Source organism: Pseudomonas sp. NFACC37-1, from assembly GCF_900101575.1.
Lineage (GTDB): Bacteria > Pseudomonadota > Gammaproteobacteria > Pseudomonadales > Pseudomonadaceae > Aquipseudomonas > Aquipseudomonas fluorescens_AA.
Window position 1 is genome coordinate 25,220 of record NZ_FMUZ01000040.1, and the last position, 20,483, is coordinate 45,702.

The 20,483-nt window shown below is 60.1% G+C and carries 16 protein-coding genes; 4 read left to right on the top strand and 12 right to left on the bottom strand.

The features are described from left to right. Window positions 1-70: 70 nt before the first annotated feature. On the bottom strand, window positions 71-775 hold the full coding sequence (locus tag BLP82_RS26505) for a YebC/PmpR family DNA-binding transcriptional regulator (RefSeq protein ID WP_003183149.1): 705 nt from the start codon (window positions 773-775) through the stop codon (window positions 71-73). 219 nt (window positions 776-994) lie between these two features. Between BLP82_RS26505 and BLP82_RS26510 the strand changes: the two genes are divergently transcribed. Together BLP82_RS26510 and BLP82_RS26515 are read left to right on the top strand one after the other, a co-directional pair. After that, entirely contained in the window at window positions 995-2,398 is a 1,404-nt protein-coding gene (locus tag BLP82_RS26510) for a type VI secretion system Vgr family protein (protein ID WP_092175355.1), read from the top strand. 123 nt (window positions 2,399-2,521) lie between these two features. Next, window positions 2,522-3,070 (top strand): cytochrome b, encoded by a 549-nt coding sequence (locus BLP82_RS26515; RefSeq protein ID WP_092175359.1) that lies wholly within the window; start codon window positions 2,522-2,524, stop codon window positions 3,068-3,070. 7 nt (window positions 3,071-3,077) lie between these two features. Here BLP82_RS26515 and BLP82_RS26520 read toward each other — a convergent pair whose 3' ends face one another. Together BLP82_RS26520 and BLP82_RS26525 are read right to left on the bottom strand one after the other, a co-directional pair. After that, window positions 3,078-3,986: a 1-aminocyclopropane-1-carboxylate deaminase/D-cysteine desulfhydrase gene (locus BLP82_RS26520; protein ID WP_092175363.1), complete on the bottom strand. Its 909-nt coding sequence runs from the start codon at window positions 3,984-3,986 to the stop codon at window positions 3,078-3,080. A gap of 183 nt (window positions 3,987-4,169) precedes the next feature. Further along, window positions 4,170-6,209 (bottom strand): oxidoreductase, encoded by a 2,040-nt coding sequence (locus BLP82_RS26525; protein ID WP_092175367.1) that lies wholly within the window; start codon window positions 6,207-6,209, stop codon window positions 4,170-4,172. Between the two features lie 337 nt (window positions 6,210-6,546). Between BLP82_RS26525 and BLP82_RS26530 the strand changes: the two genes are divergently transcribed. Together BLP82_RS26530 and BLP82_RS26535 are read left to right on the top strand one after the other, a co-directional pair. Continuing rightward, entirely contained in the window at window positions 6,547-7,677 is a 1,131-nt protein-coding gene (locus BLP82_RS26530) for a carbon-nitrogen hydrolase family protein (RefSeq protein WP_092175372.1), read from the top strand. A gap of 2 nt (window positions 7,678-7,679) precedes the next feature. Further along, window positions 7,680-8,717 carry an AraC family transcriptional regulator gene (locus tag BLP82_RS26535; protein WP_092175376.1) on the top strand — a complete coding sequence of 346 codons (1,038 nt, stop codon included), beginning with the start codon at window positions 7,680-7,682 and terminating at the stop codon, window positions 8,715-8,717. Between the two features lie 279 nt (window positions 8,718-8,996). Here the strand turns inward: BLP82_RS26535 and BLP82_RS26540 are convergent, their stop codons facing one another. The 9 genes from BLP82_RS26540 to BLP82_RS26585 form a co-directional block, all read right to left on the bottom strand. Then, the gene (locus BLP82_RS26540; RefSeq protein WP_092175380.1) at window positions 8,997-9,875 is read right to left on the bottom strand and encodes a DUF2242 domain-containing protein; all 879 of its coding nucleotides are present in this window, start codon (window positions 9,873-9,875) and stop codon (window positions 8,997-8,999) included. A 331-nt stretch (window positions 9,876-10,206) separates the two neighbouring features. After that, window positions 10,207-12,078: a SurA N-terminal domain-containing protein gene (locus BLP82_RS26545; protein WP_092175384.1), complete on the bottom strand. Its 1,872-nt coding sequence runs from the start codon at window positions 12,076-12,078 to the stop codon at window positions 10,207-10,209. A 224-nt stretch (window positions 12,079-12,302) separates the two neighbouring features. Continuing rightward, window positions 12,303-12,575 (bottom strand): HU family DNA-binding protein, encoded by a 273-nt coding sequence (locus BLP82_RS26555; RefSeq protein WP_003183171.1) that lies wholly within the window; start codon window positions 12,573-12,575, stop codon window positions 12,303-12,305. A 149-nt stretch (window positions 12,576-12,724) separates the two neighbouring features. Continuing rightward, window positions 12,725-15,121, bottom strand: a complete 2,397-nt coding sequence (gene lon, locus BLP82_RS26560) for an endopeptidase La (RefSeq protein WP_014339302.1) — start codon at window positions 15,119-15,121, stop codon at window positions 12,725-12,727. 161 nt (window positions 15,122-15,282) lie between these two features. Beyond that, a complete protein-coding gene (gene clpX / locus BLP82_RS26565; protein ID WP_024778305.1) occupies window positions 15,283-16,566 on the bottom strand; it encodes an ATP-dependent Clp protease ATP-binding subunit ClpX in 1,284 nt (427 codons plus the stop codon). Window positions 16,567-16,673: 107 nt separating this feature from the next. Further along, window positions 16,674-17,315, bottom strand: coding sequence for an ATP-dependent Clp endopeptidase proteolytic subunit ClpP (gene clpP, locus BLP82_RS26570; RefSeq protein ID WP_003183177.1), 642 nt, complete (start codon window positions 17,313-17,315; stop codon window positions 16,674-16,676). A 93-nt stretch (window positions 17,316-17,408) separates the two neighbouring features. Then, window positions 17,409-18,719, bottom strand: a complete 1,311-nt coding sequence (tig, locus tag BLP82_RS26575) for a trigger factor (protein ID WP_060738324.1) — start codon at window positions 18,717-18,719, stop codon at window positions 17,409-17,411. Between the two features lie 647 nt (window positions 18,720-19,366). Beyond that, on the bottom strand, window positions 19,367-19,876 hold the full coding sequence (locus BLP82_RS26580; protein WP_092175387.1) for a lysis system i-spanin subunit Rz: 510 nt from the start codon (window positions 19,874-19,876) through the stop codon (window positions 19,367-19,369). Beyond that, window positions 19,873-20,298 (bottom strand): cell wall hydrolase, encoded by a 426-nt coding sequence (locus BLP82_RS26585; RefSeq protein ID WP_092175390.1) that lies wholly within the window; start codon window positions 20,296-20,298, stop codon window positions 19,873-19,875. Before BLP82_RS26585 ends, BLP82_RS26580 begins: the two co-directional genes overlap by 4 nt. Window positions 20,299-20,483 lie beyond the last annotated feature (185 nt).

The following is a 20,483-nucleotide window of genomic DNA, read 5'->3' on the forward strand; positions in this document are numbered from 1 at the left end:
TTCGCGGCCCAGCGGGGATAAATCCCCTCGCCACATGTCCATCATGTCCCTGACCCAAACAGCGTGGTGCTTAACCCGCCAACCCGACAAACATGTCCTGCACGTCATCATGGTTGTCGAGGCCTTCGAGGAAGGCTTCGACTTCAGCCATCTGCTCGTCGGTCAAGCCGCTGACCGGATTCTTCGGCTGATAGCCCAGCTTGGCCGACAATACGGTGAAGCCCTGCTCCGGCAAGGCCTTCTGCACGGCATCGAGGTCGGCAGGATCGGTGAGAAACAACGTCGCGCCGTCTTCGCCCGGCTCGAAATCCTGGGCACCGGCCTCGATGGCGGCCATTTCCGGATCGGCGTCCGGGCTGTCCGGCGCGGCTTCGATCATGCCGACATGGTTGAAGTCCCACGCCACCGAACCCGAGGCACCCAGTTGGCCCTTGCGGAACGCGACACGAATTTCGGCGACGGTACGGTTGATGTTGTCGGTCACGCATTCAACGATCAGCGGCACCTGGTGCGGCGCGAACCCTTCGTAGGTGACGCGGTGGTATTGCACGGTTTCACCGAGCTGGCCGGAACCTTTCTTGATCGCACGTTCCAGGGTCTCGCGGGGCATCGAGGCCTTCTTCGCCTGCTCGACCACCAGACGCAAGTGCGCGTTGGTCGCGGTATCAGCACCGTTGCGCGCGGCAATGGTGATTTCCTTCACCAGTTTGCCGAAGATCTTGCCCTTGGCATTGGCAGCCGCTTCTTTGTGTTTAACCTTCCACTGTGCGCCCATTACTCACTCTCTTGTCTGACGCGCCGAGACATCTGCCGGCCGGCGCTGTGGCGCAAGTTTATACGGCCTAAACCGGCTGATCGACCAAAAAATTCAGCCTGCCGGATCGACATTTTCACAGTGTGTTGTAGGGCTTTTCTGAAATAGCGGCTCGCGAGCACCGTTCCCCCCCATGGTTTCGTACCCTCTGGGCCTCTGTCCCTGCCAGTAGGAGGCGCGATGCGCAACGACACGGAAAGTCCCTTCAGCCTGACGCTCACGCAAAACGACTTGCAGCTGCAAGTCTTGCGCTTCAATGGCCGCGAAGCCCTCAACCAGCCGTACCGCTTTGACCTCGAGCTGATCTGCCTGGCCCCACCGATAAACCCCGACCTGCTATTGGGGCAACCGGCATTCCTGCGCCTGGACGGCGAGTCGGGCATCCATGGGGTTGTCCACAGCGTCAGCCTGAGTGCCTCGGCACCGCGGCGCATCGGCTACCGCTTGACGTTGGTGCCCTACCTGCAGCGATTGGAACAAGGCCCGCGGCGCCGGGTTTTCCATCGGCTCAGCGTGCTGCAGTTGCTGCAGCGCCTGCTGGAAGACAACGCTCTGCCCGCTGACAGTTACCGTTTCGAGCTGCCCCATGGGCAGTATCCGTGTCGCCCATTCTGCATCCAGTACGACGAAAGCGACCTGGCCCTCCTGCAACGCCTGTGTGAGGAAGAAGGCATTCATTACCACTTCGAACACACTCCCCAGGGCCACACCCTGGTGTTTGCCGAAGACCCGAAGAGTTTCCCCGCACGCTCCGTCGAGCTGCCCCTGCGCCCGAACGACAACTCGATACCGGCCATCAAACGCTTGTATATGCGCCACCACGCGACGGTGCCTGGCGTGCCTGTGGGGTTCCGTGACCGGGGAGCGACCGAAACCGAGGCCCCGGCGGCGAATCAACCCCTCGGGCAGATCGACCATGAGGCCATGCACGGCGACCCGGCCCTGACTCACCGTTACCAGGCCGGACGCCGCCATCTGGAGCGGTTGCGCTGTCGGCAACGGGAAATCCATGGCCACAGTGATCAACCGGCCCTGCACAGCGGCGACATCGTGCCGATCTGCGAACACCCGGTTTCCACCTTCAACGATCAATGGCTGATCACCGAGGTCCAGCATCGCGGGCGGCAGTTTTCGATCCTTGAACCGGACCTGCCCACCACACCGTCGGCCCGTGACTACCGCAACCGCTTCACCGCCATTCCCTGGTCCACCGTGTTCAGGCCGGCCCTCAAGCACCCCAAACCGTGTATTCCCGGCTATCACCTGGCCCATGTACTCGGCCGCACCGGCCAGCCGGCCCCGTTCGATGAGCACGGCCAAGTGAGTGTCAGCCTCTGGGCGCCGGACCAGGAAGGCATCACGCTGCCCGTGTCGCGACTGACGCTGGGCGACAGCCCTCCCCTGATGGCCGGCAGCGAAGTGCTGGTGAGCTTTCTCGATGGCGACCCCGACCGACCGGTGCTGTGCCCAGGGGCGGTCGATATCGGCGCAGGACCCGCCACCCCACCGAAACCGTCCCGTGGCAATCATGATGCAAGGCTGCTGTTGGACTGGCTGCTGAACCCACCAGACTTCACACCCTGATCCTGCCCTTTGGATTCTTGCCGGCAAACCTGATCTGGCTCATGCAAACCCAACGAAACGGGCTTACAGTAAAGATACGCCGCGCTAGACGGCGCTCTACCCTGATTGTTGGAGATACCCGCAATGCCCTGGAAAAACTCGGAAAGCCGCTACAGTACCGTCACGGTAACCTTGCATTGGTTGATGCTGGTCCTGCTGGCCGTGGTTTATGCCTGCATTGAGTTGCGGGGAATTTTTCCCAAGGGCAGCGGCGGCCGGACATTGATCAAGGAAGCGCATTTCATGCTCGGCCTGACGGTGTTCGTGCTGGTCTGGCTGCGCCTGTTCGCCCGCAGCATGGGCAGGGCACCGGCGATTTTTCCGGCATCGCCTGTCTGGCAAACCGTCCTCGCCCGCCTGATGCACTGGGCGCTGTACCTGTTCATGATCGCCATGCCGCTGCTGGGCTGGCTGATCACCAGCGCCGAAGGGCACCAGGTGATGTTCTACGGTTTCGATCTGCCGTTGCTCATCGATCAAGACAAGGATTTCGCCAAGCAACTGGAAGGCTGGCACGTGCTGGGCGGCACCATCGGCTATTGGTTGATTGGCCTGCATGCCTTGGCGGGGCTGTATCACCACTACGTGGTACGGGACAACACGCTGCTGCGGATGATGCCCAAACGCGGCTGATTGCCCGTCAATCGAACCCTCGGCGGCCTTGCAAACCGCCGGTGTGGACAAAGACCAGGCGCATACCGGGGGCAAAGTCCCCCGCCTCGACCCGCGCCTTGAGCACCATCAAGGCCTTGCCGGTGTACAACGGCTCCAGTTCGATGGCCGTCGTGGTTTCGATGAAGGCCGTGAGCTCGGCATCGACCCGGGCGAACCCGCCACGACTGCCGTCGAACAACTCATGACGCGGGCTGCAAAGCCCTGCTTCCCCCACGATGCGCTCGACCTGCCGGGCCACGCCATGGTCCGAGGGCACGGCCAGCACGCCGTAGACCGGGCGCTCGCCCGCTTCGGCCAGCACCAGTCCGGCCAGCGATGTCCCAGTGCCGCAGGCCAACCACCAGCCGTGATAATCCGCCCATCCCAGCGCTGCCAGTTGTTCACGGACACTGGCCACCCACGTCATGCAACCTTGCGCCCCAGGCAAACCCGAACCGCCCTCGGGCACCGGATGCAAATGTGGGTAGCGGAGCTGCCACGGTCCCCAGAAATCCGCTGCGTGCCGCTCTCGGTATCCGCCATAACCCAACCAGTGCAGGTCCATGCCAAACGCTTTCAGGTCGCGCACCGTCGGCGTCTCCTGGGGATGACCGCGCAACAGCCCGGCCGTGGGAAAGCCGAAGCGCTTGCCGGCCGCCGCCAACGCATGCAAATGATTGGAATAGGCACCACCCAGGCTCATGATCCCTTCGGCACCGACCTCATGGGCGGCGCGCAGATGATGGACCAGCTTGAACCACTTGTTGCCGCTGATCAGCGGATCGATCCGGTCCAGGCGCAACACCGCCACTTCGATACCGGCACGGGCGAGCCAATCCAGGTGAAGGGGTTCGAGTCGGGGTTGGGGATGCCAGTCGAGGGCGGGAAGCAGCATGGCGGCAGGCCGGGTGGAAACAGGCCGGTATCTTAACAGCTGGCGGGGGACTTCAGGTTCACCCCTCCCCACTGTGGGAGCGAGCTTGCTCGCGATAGCGACAGATCAGCCAACATCCATGCAACTGACTCACCGCAATCGCGAGCAAGCTCGCTCCCACAAGGGTTTTCCTGGGATTGAGCCTTACAACTGCGCCGCCAACCGCGACCCCTGGTTGATCGCCCGCTTGGCATCCAGTTCCGCCGCCACGTCGGCACCGCCAATGAGGTGAACGGTCTGCCCCGCCGCTTCCAGGCCTTCCTGCAGCTCACGCAGTGGATCCTGGCCGGCGCAGATCACGATGTTATCCACCGCCAGTACTTGCGGCTCGCCGGTTTCGCCGATGCGAATGTGCAGTCCCTCATCGTCGATCTTCAGGTACTCGACACTGTTGAGCATCTGCACCTGCTTGTTCTTCAGGCCCGTGCGATGAATCCAGCCGGTGGTCTTGCCCAGGCCGTCACCGACCTTCGAGGTCTTGCGTTGCAGCAGGAACACCTGGCGCGCCGGTGCATGGGGTTCAGCCTTGATCCCGGCCACGCCGCCACGGGCCTCGAGGTGGGTGTCGATGCCCCACTCCTTCCAGAACGCCTCGCGGTCCTGGCTGGTGGCGACGCCCTGGTGAACCAGGAACTCCGACACGTCGAAGCCAATACCGCCGGCACCGATCACCGCGACGCTGCGGCCCACCGGCTTGCGCTCGAGGATCACGTCCAGGTAGCTCAAGACCTTGGCATGCTCCACCCCGGGAATCGCCGGCACGCGTGGGGCGATGCCGGTGGCGAGAATGATCTCGTCGTAGCCGCCCGCCACCAATTGCGCCACATCCACCCGGGTGTCGAGGCACAGCTCGACATGGCTGGTCTGCAATTTGCGTTTGAAATAGCGCAGGGTTTCGAAGAACTCTTCCTTGCCCGGCACGCGCTTGGCAATGTTGAACTGACCACCGATTTCACTGGCCGAATCGAACAGCGTCACCTGGTGCCCACGTTCGGCCGCCACCGTGGCAGCGGACAACCCGGCCGGGCCGGCGCCGACCACGGCGATCTTCTTCACCTGGGTCACCGGCAAGTAGTTCAGCTCGGTTTCATGACAGGCCCGTGGGTTGACCAGGCAAGTGGTGAGCTTGCCGCCAAAGGTGTGGTCCAGGCACGCCTGGTTGCAGCCGATGCAGGTGTTGATTTCATCGCTGCGACCGGCAGCGGCCTTGTTGACGAACTCTGGATCAGCCAGGAACGGCCGCGCCATGGAGACCATGTCGGCATCGCCTTCGGCCAGGATCTGCTCGGCCACTTCCGGGGTGTTGATGCGGTTGGTGGTGATCAGTGGGATGTTCACCGAACCGCGCAGCTTGGCCGTCACTTTGCTGAACGCCGCCCGGGGAACCTTGGTGGCGATGGTGGGAATTCGTGCTTCGTGCCAACCGATACCGGTGTTGATGATCGTCGCGCCGGCCTGCTCGATGGCCTTGGCCAACTGGACGATTTCGTCCCAGGTGCTGCCGCCGTCCACCAGATCGAGCATCGACAGGCGAAAGATAATGATGAAATTCGGGCCTACCGCTTCGCGCACCCGGCGGACGATCTCCACCGGCAGGCGCATGCGGTTTTCATAGCTGCCGCCCCAACGGTCGGTGCGGTGGTTGGTGTGGGCCGCCAGGAACTGGTTAATGAAATAACCTTCCGACCCCATGATCTCGACGCCATCGTATTCGGCCTTCTGGGCCAGGACCGAGCAGGTGACGAAATCGCTGATCTGCTTCTCGATTCCCTCCTCGTCCAGTTCCTTGGGCTTGAACGGGTTGATCGGCGCCTGGATCGCGCTCGGTGCCACTTGCTTGGGGCTGTAGGCATAGCGCCCGGCGTGAAGAATCTGCATGCAGATCTTGCCACCGGCTTCGTGCACGGCCCGGGTCACGATCCGGTGCTTGAGCGCCTCTTCTTCGGTGGTCAGCTTGGCCGCGCCGGAGTAGACACCGCCCTCGTCGTTCGGCCCGATCCCGCCGGTGACCATCAGGCCCACGCCGCCCCGAGCGCGTTCGGCAAAATACGCCGCCATGCGTTCGAAGCCACCGGGTTTCTCTTCCAGGCCGGTGTGCATCGAGCCCATCAGGGTACGGTTGCGCAACGTGGTGAAACCCAGGTCCAGCGGGGCCAGCAGATGCGGGTAATGGGAGGCGGTCATCGATAACTCCACAACGGGCGATCACGGAAAAAAGCGCAAGCTCTGCGGCGTGCGTCTGTCATGGCCCACAGCGTAAGAGTCCGGATGCGGGCGCTCAATGACCGTAACTGACAAGTTAATGATCCAAATGCGCAGCGCACCGATCAGCTGTCGGGGGATCGAAGGTCACCCGGCACCTCATCAATGCCATTCAGGTGATTCCCTGGACACCTTTTGCATGTGCTTGCCGTGCGTACAAATCAGCCCGCCCTTCGCTAATCCCTTGTTTTCCCGTACCCTGCCCCGTAGCTCCTGATGAAAAATCACGAACCTGCACACGGCCGCTGACTGTTCCCCCATGCGCAAATTTCTGTACCTGCTGTTTTCACTGGCCTTGATTGCCGCCCTGATCACCTACGCACTGTGGACGACCGATCGTCCAGCGGGTCATTACCTGTCAGACCTGCGTATCAACCTGGCGGTCGACCAAGGCACGCCCGCCGACCGCGGCAACCTGCTGGGCATCCAGCCTGAACTGTTCCCCACCGACTACCAGAGCCCCGAGCGCCTGCACCGCAAACTGGCGGCCTACCTCCAGGCAGCTCGCGACCAGGGTTTTCTCAATGCCAAGACCGTGGTGGTCCTGCCCGAGCACATCGGCACCTGGCTGATGGTCGGCGGCGAAAAAGACGAGTTGTACCAGGCCACCACCCTGAAGGAAGCCATGCACTGGCTGGCGGTCAGCAATCCGCTGGCGTTTATCCAGGCGCTGGTCAGCGCCCAAGGCGATAACCGCCTGGAGGATGCCTACCTGCGTATGAAAGCCGAAGGCATGGCCCGCGACTATCAAGCGCTGTTCGGCGGACTGGCCAAGGAGTTCGGCATCACCCTGGTGGCCGGCTCCATCGTGCTGCCCGAGCCCAGCGTCAGCGACGGCGAACTGAAGATTGGCCGCGGCGCGTTGTACAACAGCAGCCTGGTGTTCAGCAGCGATGGCCGACCGATCGGCCAGCCGCAACGCCAACGACATCCGGTATTCGAACAACAGGATGTGCTGGGCGCCGACCATCCGCCCCCCCCGCTCGTCATCGACACCCCTGCCGGGCGCCTGGGCGTGCTGATCGGCAGCGACAGCTGGTACCCGCTCCATTACCGGCAGCTCAACGAACAAGGCGCGCAACTGATCGTGGTGCCCGCCTTCATCATCGGTCGCGGCGCCTGGGACAAGCCCTGGAGCGGTTATAAGGGCCTGTCCACACCGAGCGAAGTGAGCCTCAAGCCCGGTGAAGTGAGCGAGGGGCAAGCCTGGCATCGCCTGACATTGACCGGCCAATTGCCCATCAGCCAGGCCCGGGGCGGTGTCAGCGTGTTCCTGCGTGGCCAGTTCTGGGACAGCGGCAGCGCCGGCCAGAGTTTCATCAGCCACAACGGCCAGCACTTCCCCGATGGCGAAGCCCGTGGCGCGCGCCTGCTTAACCTGTGGTTGTGACCATGAAGCCGCAGCCGATGCGCCTGGGGGACCTGTCAGTAGGCTTCGTCCACAGCCTGGCTGACGCCATTGCCAGCCATGGGCAAGACCCCAAGCCTTTGCTGGAGCAGTACGGCCTCGATGCCGCGCGCCTGGCCGAGCCCGGCGCACGCCTGTCGATCCCACGCTACATGCGCCTGGGCCACGCTGCGATTCAACAGACCCAGGACCCGGCCCTGGGCCTGCGCATGGGTCAGCTCGGGCGCTTGAGCCAGGCTGGGCTGGCGGGCGTTACCGCAGCCCAGGCGCCGACCGTGCGCGAGGCGGCCCGCTGCATGATCCGCTTCGAGCCGCTGTATGGCTCCAACTATCGCGGCCAATCGAGTTTTCATGAGGATGCCCGCGGCGCTTGGCTACGGTTCTACTCCATCAGCCCGTATAACGCCTACAACCGCTTTGTCGTGGATTCGATCATCGCCGGCTGGCTGGCCCAACTGTCCAGCGTCAGCGGCATCGCGCTGCGGCCCGAACGCATCGAAATCGAATTCGAGGAACCGGCGTACCTGGAGGCTTACCGCACGCTCGGTGACTGCCCGATCCAGTTTGGCGCCGAACAGAATCAACTGCGACTGGGCCTGGACAGCCTCGCCCTGCGCAACCCACAGCATTGCCCCAGCACCTGGCACCATATGGTTCAATTGTGTGAACGGGAACTGGAACAACTGACCCGCACCCGCAGCCTGCGTGAGCGCATCATTCAATTGCTGGGACCATTGCTCAGCGGGGGCCGGGAACCCGACCTGGAAGAAGTGGCGGCCCGCCTGAAACTGCCGACCTGGACCCTGCGGCGCAAGCTGGCCGAGGAAGGCACGCAATTTCGCGCCATCCTCAACGACACCCGCCGCGACCTGGCCATGACCTACATACGCGATACCGAACTGGCGTTCGGCGAAATCGCCTACTTGCTGGGGTTTGCCTCAGCCGAGGCCTTTCAGCGAGCCTTCAAGCGCTGGAATGACCAGACGCCTGGGGAGTTTCGTCGTAGTCACAGAGGGCGTTGAGTTTCAAGCGCTAGCTTGCTCTCTCACAACTCCGTTGCATCTTCGGCGGGTTCCAGCGGGTCCAGTTCATAGGCCTGGTATTCCAGCAGCTCTTCCTGATAATCATCCATTACGTGTCCTTCCCCTGTCATTGAATCCAATGCCTGATGGCGCTGGCATCAGCATAAAGCTGCTTTATGAACAAAACATGAAGCAAAGGCTTCATGAATTAAACGTAGCACAGGGTCGGGAAATTACCGCGTGAAGTGTGACAGGGCGTAACACCCTGCCACGGGGACCTCAGGAAGCCGGAAGCGGCTGGATCGGCTCGCTCGGGGCCGGTAACGAGCTGGACGGTGGTGGTGGCGGTGTCACGGTTTCCGACGTCGGCGCAGACTCGAACGACTCAGGCGCAATCGGCGCTGGCTCGCTCGGCGGTGCGACGGGCTCCGACACCGCAGGGGCGGTTTCGACGGGGGCCGGTGCAGCCTCTTCTACCGGAGTGGCTGCTGGCGCAGGCGCAACAGGTTCCGACGCAGGCGCAGCAACTGGAGCCGGCATCAAGGCGGCCGGTTCAGCCTTGGTTTCCGGGACACCCAGCTCCGTTTTTGGCTTATCGGCATTCTCGGCCTTCTCGGCAGCTTTCTTCGCTTCGGGGGGCAGGAACAGCTCCACCAAGGCAAAGAAACGCTCATAGAACTTGGCTGCCGACACGGTTTCGCTGGCGACCTTGACCATCGAATCGTCCGAAGAGCCGATCGGCATCGACACCGAACCCAGCACACCCACACCCAGGCTGGCGGAGTTGTTGGTTTTCTTCAGGGCATAACGGTCCTGCAAGGCGTTGGCGAACATGGTCGCACGATGTCCGGCACCGCCGTCCTCGGCACAGACCAGGTTGAAACTGATCTCCATGTGGGTCTCGCCGGTCTGCTGGAAACTCTTGTGGCCACTGACCAGCTTCGGATCGCTGCTGGTGATGATGTAGCCCTGGCTAAGCAACGCCCGGCGCCCGGCCTCGCAGGTCGCCGCGTCGCTCACTGGATAAGTGCGCGAGAACGTCCCGGAATCATCGAAGTTCTCGTGCTCGTAGATGGCGGCTTTCTTCGACGAGCAACCGGCTGCGGCGGCCAGCACCAATGCAAGCCCGACGGTGCGCATGTGAAATGATTTGAACATTGAACATCCTGAGAGAAACGGTCCGGGGCGTATTGTGCAACAGAACGCGACCTGGCAGCGTGGCTAATCTTGTTTCAAGGGGGTTACAAGTTTACTGGGGGTTGTTTGCAGGAAAAAGACGCTAGGGCGGTAGATCGACGAACACCCGCCTTTGGGCAACAAGCAGATACAAAAACCCTGGCATTTTGGCCTGATGCCGTTCACTTGAGCCGTTACCGAAGACATCGATATTCCCCCAAAAACCCAAAAAAACGGCGCTTCCCATTTCTGAAGAAGCGCCGTTTTTTCAAGTGAGCAGCATCACAGCCAGGTTTGAAAAAGCATCAAGCGATTAGAAACGCTTGATATCCGCCTGACTCTCCAACTGCTTGCGATAGGCCGCGAAGTCCTGCTGACCCACACGGGACGCAAGGTAGCGACGATATTCCGCTTTCTCTTCGTCAGTCGGTGCCGCCGCTTCGTTCACGCCGTTCAGACGCACGACCACCAGACTGCCGTCAGGCAAGGTCACGCTGCTGAACGTCGGCTTGTCCTTGGACTCTGGCTTGGGCATGCGGAACAGTGCTTGCAGCACCGCTGGGTCGATGCCTTCCTGGTTGCGGGTGGCCGCTTCGATGGCCTTCCAGCCTTGGCCGTCAATCGGTTTGTCCAGTGCCGTCTTGCCGTCGCGCAGGCTGGCGATCAGCTCGTCGGCGCGGGTCTTGGCCGCTGCGCTGGCATGTTCCTTGGCCAACTGAGCACGAATCGGCCCTGCCACCTTGTCCAGCGGCAGTTGCTCAGGCTTGCGGTGCTCCTTGGCACGCAGCACCACGACGGTTTCCGGGTCCAGCTCGATAGCGGTGCTGTTGGCACCTTCATCCAGCACTTCCGGGCTGAACGCCGCAGTGACCACGGCGCGATTGGCCGCAATCCCTTCACCGCCTTCACGACCGAACGGGGCCGATGTGTGGACGGTCAACTTCAGGTCCTGGGCCGGCTGTGCCAGGTCGGACGCCTCGAACGAGGCATCCTCCAGTTGCTTGGTCGCCTCCACGAAACGCTGCTCCACCTGCTGAGTCTTCAACTCGCGAGTCAGCTTGTCCTTGAGACTGGCGAAAGTCGGCACTTCAGGCGCTTCGACACCCAGCAGCTTGATCAGGTGCAGACCGAAATCGGTGCGGACCGGTGCCGAGACCTGGTCCTTGCTCAAGGCGTACAAGGCCTTTTCGAATTCCGGATCGTAGACGCCTGGACCGGCATAGCCGAGATCGCCGCCATTGTTCGCCGAACCCGGATCCTGGGAAAACTCCTTCGCCAGGGCTTCAAACGACTCGCCTTTGGCCAGGCGAGCCTGAATCTCTTCGATCTTCGCCTTGGCCTGGGCTTCGGTCACCTTGTCGTTCACTTCGATCAGGATGTGCGCAGCGCGACGCTGTTCGGACAGGTTGGCGATTTCTTTCTGGTAGGCCGCTTGCAGGTCTTCGTCCTTGACGCTGACCTGATCGAAGAAAGAGGCTTTCTTCAGCTCGAGGTAATCGATGACCACCTGATCAGGCGTCATGAATTCCTTGGCGTGTTGGTCGTAGTAAGCCTTGACCTCATCATCGGTCAGCTTTACCGACGCAGGATCGGCCTTGATATTCAAGGTGGCGAAATCACGGGTCTGCTTTTCCAGGCGGGCGAATGCCAGCACTTGGGCATCGGTGACAAAACCGCTGCCCGCCAGACCGGCACGCAACTGACCGATCAGCATTTCCTGAGCCAGCATCTGGCGGAATTGCATACGGCTGTAACCCAGCTGGCGGATCACCTGATCAAAACGCTCGGCGCTGAATTTGCCATCGACCTGGAACTCAGGCGTCTGCAGGATGACTTGATCAAGCGCAGCTTCGGAGAAAGCGAATTTCGCATCGTGTGCGCCTTGCAACAGCAACTTGCGATCGATCAGGCCCTTGAGCGCCGAATCGCGCAGCATTTTTTCGTCCAGCAGAGAGGCGTCGAAATCCTTGCCCAGCTGTTGCATGAGCTGACGGCGTTGCATGTCGACCGCCTGGCTCAGCTCGTTCTGGCTGATTTTTTCGCCGTTGACCTTGGCCGCGTCATTGCTGTTGGTGGTGGCTTGAAAAATGGCATCGAAACCGGTCAACGCCATCAATGCGACGATGACCCCGATGATGGTCTTGGCAATCCAGCCTTGTGAATTGTCCCTGATATTCTGCAGCATGCGTCCCCCAGAAACGGTTGAACTTCAAATTTAGGCAACCGTGGAGCGTGGGTAGAATCCGGATAGAAGAAAGGCGCATCCGAGGATGCGCCTTCTCGTAACTGGCGGAGCGGACCGGGCTCGCACCTGCAAGCCCTGGCGTCACAAACCGGTAGCAACCGGTCGCATTACCGCTCCGCTGCCAAGCCAGGCATGACCCCGACCCGGATAAACTCAACGAAACCTTAGTTAACGGCTTCTTTCAGTGCTTTACCAGCTTTGAAACCTGGCTTTTTGGCAGCAGGAATTTCCAGCGTCTTGCCGGTCTGCGGATTGCGACCGGTACGAGCTGGGCGATCAGTCACGGAGAAGGTGCCGAAACCAACCAGAACAACGGAGTCGCCAGCCTTGAGAGCGCCAGTGACGGATTCGATTACAGCGTCCAGCGCACGGCCAGCAGCAGCTTTCGGGATATCAGCGGATGCAGCGATAGCATCAATCAGTTCCGACTTGTTCACTCTAAGTCCCCTTATATCTATTTGAGATGATTCTAAGTTTTTTTGGTGAAAGCAAAAACGAGTGCTGAATGGCCTGCAGACACTTAAGAGCCGCTTTATAACAAGGGCTCTAAAAAACTGTCAAGGAAGGCCCCCCAGGCAAATGCGTATTAATGCGTGCTAATTCTTTCCTTAGAGTCAGACTCTCGCTTTTCTTCCTTCGCGACAATCTCCGGAGCCACATCCGGCAAGGGCTCCGGCGCGTATTGCAGCGCAATTTGCAGGACCTCGTCAATCCATTTAACTGGTTTGATCTGAAGATCTTGCTTGATGTTGTCAGGAATTTCCTTCAGATCGCGGACATTCTCTTCGGGAATGATCACGATCTTGATCCCGCCACGGTGTGCCGCCAGCAGTTTTTCCTTCAGGCCGCCGATCGCCAGGACCTGGCCGCGCAGCGTGATTTCACCCGTCATGGCGACGTCAGCGCGCACCGGGATGCCGGTCAATGCCGAGACCAGGGCCGTGCACATGCCTACGCCGGCGCTTGGGCCGTCCTTGGGCGTAGCCCCTTCAGGCATGTGGATGTGCGTGTCGCGCTTCTCATGGAAGTCCAGGGGGATGCCCAGGCTCCGAGCACGACTGCGCACCACCGTCAGCGCCGCGGTGATCGACTCGACCATCACGTCGCCCAGGGAACCGGTCTTGATCAGTTGCCCCTTGCCCGGTACCACGGCCGCTTCGATGGTCAACAACTCACCACCGACCTGAGTCCACGCCAGGCCAGTCACCTGGCCGATCTGGTCCTGCTGCTCGGCCAGGCCGTAGCGGAACTTGCGCACGCCCAGGAAGTGCTCCAGCAGGTCCGCAGTGACCTTGACCGCGAAGCGTTTTTCCAGCGCGTGCTCCTTGACCGCCTTGCGGCAGACCTTGGCAATCTGCCGCTCCAGGCCACGCACGCCGGCTTCGCGGGTGTAGTAGCGGATGATGTCGCGAATCGCTTCCTCGTCGAATTCCAGCTCGCCTTTTTTCAGGCCATTGGCCTGGATCTGCTTGGGCGAAAGGTACTTCACGGCGATGTTGATCTTCTCGTCCTCGGTGTAGCCCGGTAGACGAATCACCTCCATCCGGTCCAGCAATGCCGGCGGAATGTTCATGGAGTTGGAGGTGCAGAGGAACATCACGTCCGACAGGTCGTAGTCGACCTCGAGGTAGTGATCGTTGAAGTTGTGATTCTGCTCAGGATCGAGCACTTCGAGCAACGCAGAGGCAGGATCGCCGCGCATGTCGCTGCCCATCTTGTCAATTTCGTCCAAAAGGAACAGCGGATTGCGCACGCCGACCTTTGTCATTTTTTGAATCAATCTTCCTGGCATCGAACCGATGTAGGTCCGGCGATGACCACGAATTTCCGCCTCGTCACGCACGCCACCCAGGGCCATGCGTACGAATTTACGGTTGGTGGCGTGGGCAATCGACTCGGCCAGGGAGGTTTTACCAACGCCGGGAGGACCGACCAGGCACAGAACCGGGCCACGAATTTTCTTCACACGCTTTTGCACGGCGAGGTACTCAAGGATGCGTTCCTTGACCTCTTCCAGACCGTAATGGTCGGCGTCGAGGATGTCTTCGGCGCGAGCCAGGTCCAGACGCACCTTGCTCTGGGCTTTCCACGGCACTTGGACCAGCCAGTCGATGTAGGAGCGCACCACGGTGGCTTCGGCAGACATCGGCGACATTTGCTTGAGCTTGTTCAACTCAGCCTGAGCCTTGGCCAAAGCATCCTTGGGCAAGCCAGCGGCATCGATGCGTTTTTTCAGCTCTTCGATTTCGTTGTGACCTTCGTCGCCATCGCCCAGCTCTTTCTGAATGGCCTTCATCTGCTCATTCAGGTAGTACTCGCGCTGGCTGCGCTCCATCTGCTTCTTGACGCGACCGCGAATACGTTTCTCGACCTGCAACAGATCGATCTCGCCGTCGAGCAATGCCAACACGTGCTCGACACGGGCCGACAGGTCGATGATCTCGAGGATTTCCTGCTTCTGCTCGATCTTGAGGGCCATGTGGGCCGCCATCGTATCGACCAGCCGCCCAGGCTCGTCGATGCTGTTGAGCGACGACAGGACCTCTGCAGGCACCTTCTTGCCCAGTTGCACGTATTGTTCGAACTGTGACAGCAGGCTGCGGACAAACACCTCTGATTCACGCTCGGGCGCATCGACTTCTTCGATCAGCGACACCTCGGCCCGGCAATGACCGTCCACTTCGCTGAAACGTTCGACAGTCCCGCGCTGCTCGCCTTCGACCAGGACCTTGACGGTACCGTCGGGCAACTTGAGCAATTGCAGAACCGTTGCAATCGTACCTACGCGATACAGTGCGTCTTCGCCGGGATCATCGTCGGCTGGATTTCTCTGAGCCAGCAGAAGAATCTGCTTGTCACCCGTCATCGCAGCCTCGAGGGCTTCGATGGACTTCTCGCGCCCCACGAACAGCGGGATAACCATGTGCGGATACACCACGACATCGCGCAATGGCAGGAGAGGCAATTCGATGGTTGTCTTCATGATTTCGCCTCTACGGCGGCCCTAGGGCCGGAAACAGATGGAAGTAAGCTTGAAACCAAGATGGGGGCAGCCTTGAAAAAAAACAAGCGCTAAGACACGTCTAAAACGCGCTAAAAGCAAAGGGGCCCGAAGGCCCCTTCTTTATTCCGGCAGCGGGACGCTTATGCGTCCGGTGCGGCCTTGGCAGCCGGCTCACTGTTTTCATAGATATACAGTGGCTTGGACTTGCCTTCTATAACGCTTTCGTCGATCACGACTTTACTCACCTCGGATTGCGAGGGGATCTCATACATCGTGTCGAGCAATACGCCTTCGAGAATCGAGCGCAACCCACGGGCACCGGTCTTACGCTCCAGGGCACGTTTGGCGACCGATTTCAGCGCGTCGGAACGGAACTCCAGGTCTACACCTTCCATTTCGAACAGCTTGGCATACTGCTTGGTCAGGGCGTTTTTCGGCTCGGTCAGAATCTGCATCAACGCCGCTTCATCCAGCTCGTCCAGTGTCGCCAGGACTGGCAGACGACCGACGAATTCCGGGATCAGACCGAACTTGACCAAGTCGTCAGGTTCGACTTCACGCAGGGACTCACCGACCTTCTTGCCCTCTTCCTTGCTGCGCACTTCGGCATTGAAACCGATGCCACCACGGGTGGAACGGTTTTGAATAACCTTTTCCAGGCCGGAGAACGCACCACCGCAGATGAACAGGATGTTACGGGTGTCGACCTGCAGGAATTCCTGCTGCGGATGCTTGCGACCACCTTGGGGTGGAACGGAAGCGACCGTGCCTTCGATCAACTTGAGCAAGGCCTGCTGCACGCCTTCACCGGAAACATCCCGGGTGATGGACGGGTTGTCGGACTTGCGGGAAATCTTGTCGATTTCATCGATGTAGACAATACCCATCTGGGCTTTTTCCACATCGTAGTCGCACTTCTGCAACAACTTCTGAATGATGTTCTCGACGTCTTCACCTACATAACCCGCCTCGGTGAGGGTGGTTGCGTCGGCGATAGTGAACGGAACGTTCAGCAAACGAGCCAGGGTTTCGGCAAGCAGGGTCTTACCCGAGCCTGTCGGGCCGATCAGCAGGATGTTGCTCTTGCCGAGTTCGACCTCGTCATTCTTTTTGTCACGCTGGTTCAGGCGCTTGTAGTGGTTGTACACCGCTACGGCCAGTACCTTTTTCGCACGCTCCTGACCAATCACATACTGATCAAGGATGCCGCTGATTTCTTTAGGCGAAGGCAATTTATGCGCGCTGCTCTCGGCCTGGGCTTCCTGCACCTCCTCGCGGATGATGTCATTGCACAGGTCGACGCACTCGTCGCAAATGAAGACCGAGGGGCCGGCAATCAATTTGCGCACTTCATGCTGGCTTTTGCCACAGAAGGAGCAATAAAGCAGTTTGCCGTTGTCCTCGCCGTTGCGGGTGTCAGTCATTCGATCGATCCAAATCCGATAGGCTTGCAACACAAGATGAAGGCAATTGCGGGCTTTTTCAAGCCCGCAGGCGGCCGGTCATCCCAACCACCTGCATTTTGAGCGGCTTAGGCAGGCATTTGACGCTTGTTGATCACAGAGTCGATCAGGCCGTATTCGGCCGCACGCTCGGCGCTCATGAAGTTGTCACGTTCGGTATCGCGCTCAATGGTTTCGAGGCTCTGGCCGGTGTGATGGGCCAGCAACGAATTCAGGCGCGAACGAATGTGGAGGATTTCCTTGGCATGGATGTCGATATCCGACGCCTGGCCCTGGAAGCCACCCAACGGCTGGTGAATCATCATCCGCGAGTTGGGCAGGCAGTGACGCTTGCCCGCTGCGCCGCCGGCCAGCAGGAAGGCCCCCATGCTGCAGGCCTGACCGATGCAGATGGTGGAAACGTCAGGCTTGATGAACTGCATGGTGTCGTAGATCGACATGCCCGCAGTCACCGAACCGCCAGGTGAGTTGATGTACAGATGGATATCCTTGTCCGGGTTTTCCGCTTCAAGGAACAACAGCTGCGCCGCGACCAGGTTGGCCATGTAGTCTTCAACGGGGCCGATCAGGAAGATGACGCGTTCCTTGAGCAGACGCGAGTAGATGTCATAGGCACGTTCGCCGCGGGCGGACTGCTCGATAACCATCGGGACCAGGCCGCCTGCGGCCTGGATGTCAGAGCTCTGCTGATAAAAAGAATTGCGGGACATGTCTCGCAGTCACTCCCAAATAGTTATGTCTTGAATACGCATAAGCCAGCACGAAGGCTGGCTTATGGGTGTTTATTTCTTACCGCAGAACCATCAATCGGCTTGTGGAGCTTCCACCGGCTTGACCGCTTCTTCGTAAGAGACCGCTTTATCGGTCACGCTAGCTTTCTGCAGAACAGTATCCACAACTTGTTCTTCCAGCACAACCGAACGGACTTCGTTCAGTTGCTGGTCGTTCTTGTAGTACCAGGACACGACTTGCTCAGGCTCTTGATAGGCCGAGGCCATTTCCTGGATCAGCTCACGAACGCGGGCTTCGTCAGGCTTGAGCTCGAACTGCTTGACCACTTCGGCCACGATCAGGCCCAGCACGACGCGACGCTTGGCTTGCTCTTCGAACAGCTCGGCCGGCAGTTGGTCCGGCTTGATGTTGCCGCCGAACTGCTGAACAGCCTGCACGCGCAGACGGTTCACTTCGTTGTCCAGCAAGGCCTTTGGCACTTCGATCGGGTTGGAGGCCAGCAGACCGTCCATGACCTGGTTCTTGACCTTGGACTTGATGGCCTGGCGCAACTCGCGCTCCATGTTCTTGCGAACTTCGGTGCGGAAACCTTCCAGACCGGTTTCCTTGATACCGAACTGGGCGAAGAACTCTTCGTTCAGCTCAGGCAGTTTCGGCTCGGAAACGCTGTTGACGGTCACGGTGAACTCGGCGGCTTTGCCAGCCAGGTCCAGGTTCTGGTAATCCTCGGGGAAGGTCACGTTCAGAACGCGCTCTTCACCGGCCTTGGCGCCAACCAGGCCGTCTTCGAAGCCAGGAATCATGCGACCGGAGCCCAGTACCAGCTGGGTAGCCTTGGCGGAGCCGCCAGCGAACACTTCACCGTCGACCTTGCCGACGAAATCGATGTTCAGTTGGTCTTCGTTCTGGGCAGCGCGCTCGGTCACTTCAAAACGGGTGTTCTGCTTGCGCAGGATGTCCAGCATCTTGTCCAGGTCCGCATCCGACACGTCAGCGCTCAGGCGCTCGACAGCGATGGACTCGAAACCGGCAACCGTGAACTCCGGGAACACTTCGAACGTGGCGACGAACTCCAGGTCCTTGCCTTTTTCCAGCACTTTAGGCTCGACGGACGGTGCGCCAGCCGGGTTCAGCTTCTGCTCGACGACCGCTTCGTAGAACGAAGACTGGATCACGTCGCCCACGGCTTCCTGACGCGCATCAGCTTCGTAACGCTGACGGATCACGCTCATTGGCACTTTGCCTGGGCGGAAACCTGGGATTTTGGCCTTTTGGGCAGTCTGCTGCAGACGCTTGTTGACCTGAGTCTCGATGCGCTCAGCCGGCACGGTGATGCTCATGCGGCGCTCAAGAGCAGAAGTATTTTCAACAGAAACTTGCATGGATATTCCTCGTTGCACAGACGTTGGCCGGGCGTTTCCGACCCCAGAATCAAGGGCATGCATTCTAGTAGGTCAAACTCAAGAAGTCACCCTACTGAAAACGCGCTGGAAACAGGCGCCGGATTTAGGATGGGGCAAACAGTCATGCCCCACCCGGATTGCAAATACAGTCGATTCAGTCCAAGGCTCTGCGCCAACGCTTCTATATATAGAAGCGGCTTGTCCGGTCACGCAGCGCCCCGCCCCACCAAGGAGACCAACGGGCATACCGCGCATCATCACGAAACACATTCGCGACAAACCGACCGCTGCGCACAACCGCAAAAACAGCACCGACGCCAAACACAGAACCACCAAAAACAAAAACGGCGCAGCCCCTTTCAGGTACTGCGCCGTTTTCTGCTATTTAAATAGCCACTTGTATGGTGCGGACGGAGAGACTCGAACTCTCACACCTTGCGGCGCTGGAACCTAAATCATGCGCCTTTAGGTAAAGACAAGCAATATCAATAGGTTACGACGCCCGCAATCGTCACAACCGTTCAGATTTAGCGCTTCATGTCACATCGTATCACGGCGTGTGACACATTCTCATCACACAGCCTTTTTATCCCCGCCTCCGGCGTCCTGCCGAACGATCACAATCCCTATTTATTCAACTCACGCACATACGCCTGGCATGCCTTCAGCGCAATCAACCCCCTGTCGCCGGCGTCGGTGATGGCGACAATTCTTTGAGCATGCGCTGGGTCAAGTTGGGCTCGACGGGCTCCATGAACCACGCCGACGGCGCCGGTGGTGGCAGGCACTGCGTTGCAACTGGTTGGATCCTCGAGGAGGACTGACAGCCGGACATCAGCAGTGGCAAGGCGATCGCGCAGGCGATCTTGGTCACGTTGGGCATTGGTCAGTTCCTTGTGGTGGGTTTGTTCGCTGGCCGACAGCCGCTGTTCCAGGCTCAGGCGCTTATCCTGCTCGACGCGGGCCTGGGCGGCTGCGGCACTGCTGATGGCTGCCAGGTCGGCCTGGTGCAAGCCGGCCTGCTCCGCCAACTTCATTCCGTAGCGCCAGTCCTGAACCGTCCATGTCCCGACCACCGCGATCAGCACGAGCGCCAGCATGCCAACGGCCCAGGCCTTCAAGCCCACGGGATTCATGGCACATCCTTGAAGAACACGTGATTACCCAGCCGCAAGGTCTGCGTGGCCTTGGCCGACCAGGCCGGAGCCTTCGGCATGGTCGTGGCGTAGTAGTGAGTCGCGCCCTTCGTGATGTCGGCCTCGGTGCCGGAAATCACCAGGTCGGCCGCACGCTGCGCCTGGGCGAACTGCTTCGGCGGAATCGGCTTGGCGCCGCTCAGGTAGGGATAGTTCAGGTCGTTCTTGTTCCAGCAGCTGAACTGGTACGGCTTCAGGCACACGCCGGCATAACCCTCGCCCCACCACGAGCGGTCCCTGCCGTCGTTCACGCGGTTGCGGATGGTCCAGGCCACGGCGATCTGACCGGCCAGGCCTTCCCCGCGGGCCTCTCCCCACAAGGTGCGAGCCAGGATGTCGCGATCCCTTTCGGAAACAGTCATAGTTTTTCTCCAGGCAAAAAAAATCCCGCTCGTTGGCGGGTGGTAAATTGGGGGTGCGGCCTACGCGGGCAGGTTCAGTGACGGGAGTCCATTGAGAAACTCTTCAACGCCAGGCTGTGGCCGGTCGCCAGACAGCACTAGGTTGACCTGCTCATTGGCGTAGGCCCACACCAGGCTGCGCCAAG

Excerpts from the sequence above, each read along its gene's own strand:
- BLP82_RS26505 (WP_003183149.1), bottom strand. The coding sequence starts at position 775 with ATGGGCGCACAGTGGAAGGTTAAACACAAAGAAGCGGCTGCCAATGCC.
- BLP82_RS26510 (WP_092175355.1), top strand. The coding sequence starts at position 995 with ATGCGCAACGACACGGAAAGTCCCTTCAGCCTGACGCTCACGCAAAAC.
- BLP82_RS26515 (WP_092175359.1), top strand. The coding sequence starts at position 2,522 with ATGCCCTGGAAAAACTCGGAAAGCCGCTACAGTACCGTCACGGTAACC.
- BLP82_RS26520 (WP_092175363.1), bottom strand. The coding sequence starts at position 3,986 with ATGCTGCTTCCCGCCCTCGACTGGCATCCCCAACCCCGACTCGAACCC.
- BLP82_RS26525 (WP_092175367.1), bottom strand. The coding sequence starts at position 6,209 with ATGACCGCCTCCCATTACCCGCATCTGCTGGCCCCGCTGGACCTGGGT.
- BLP82_RS26530 (WP_092175372.1), top strand. The coding sequence starts at position 6,547 with ATGCGCAAATTTCTGTACCTGCTGTTTTCACTGGCCTTGATTGCCGCC.
- BLP82_RS26535 (WP_092175376.1), top strand. The coding sequence starts at position 7,680 with ATGAAGCCGCAGCCGATGCGCCTGGGGGACCTGTCAGTAGGCTTCGTC.
- BLP82_RS26540 (WP_092175380.1), bottom strand. The coding sequence starts at position 9,875 with ATGTTCAAATCATTTCACATGCGCACCGTCGGGCTTGCATTGGTGCTG.
- BLP82_RS26545 (WP_092175384.1), bottom strand. The coding sequence starts at position 12,078 with ATGCTGCAGAATATCAGGGACAATTCACAAGGCTGGATTGCCAAGACC.
- lon (WP_014339302.1), bottom strand. The coding sequence starts at position 15,121 with ATGAAGACAACCATCGAATTGCCTCTCCTGCCATTGCGCGATGTCGTG.
- clpX (WP_024778305.1), bottom strand. The coding sequence starts at position 16,566 with ATGACTGACACCCGCAACGGCGAGGACAACGGCAAACTGCTTTATTGC.
- clpP (WP_003183177.1), bottom strand. The coding sequence starts at position 17,315 with ATGTCCCGCAATTCTTTTTATCAGCAGAGCTCTGACATCCAGGCCGCA.
- tig (WP_060738324.1), bottom strand. The coding sequence starts at position 18,719 with ATGCAAGTTTCTGTTGAAAATACTTCTGCTCTTGAGCGCCGCATGAGC.
- BLP82_RS26580 (WP_092175387.1), bottom strand. The coding sequence starts at position 19,876 with ATGAATCCCGTGGGCTTGAAGGCCTGGGCCGTTGGCATGCTGGCGCTC.
- BLP82_RS26585 (WP_092175390.1), bottom strand. The coding sequence starts at position 20,298 with ATGACTGTTTCCGAAAGGGATCGCGACATCCTGGCTCGCACCTTGTGG.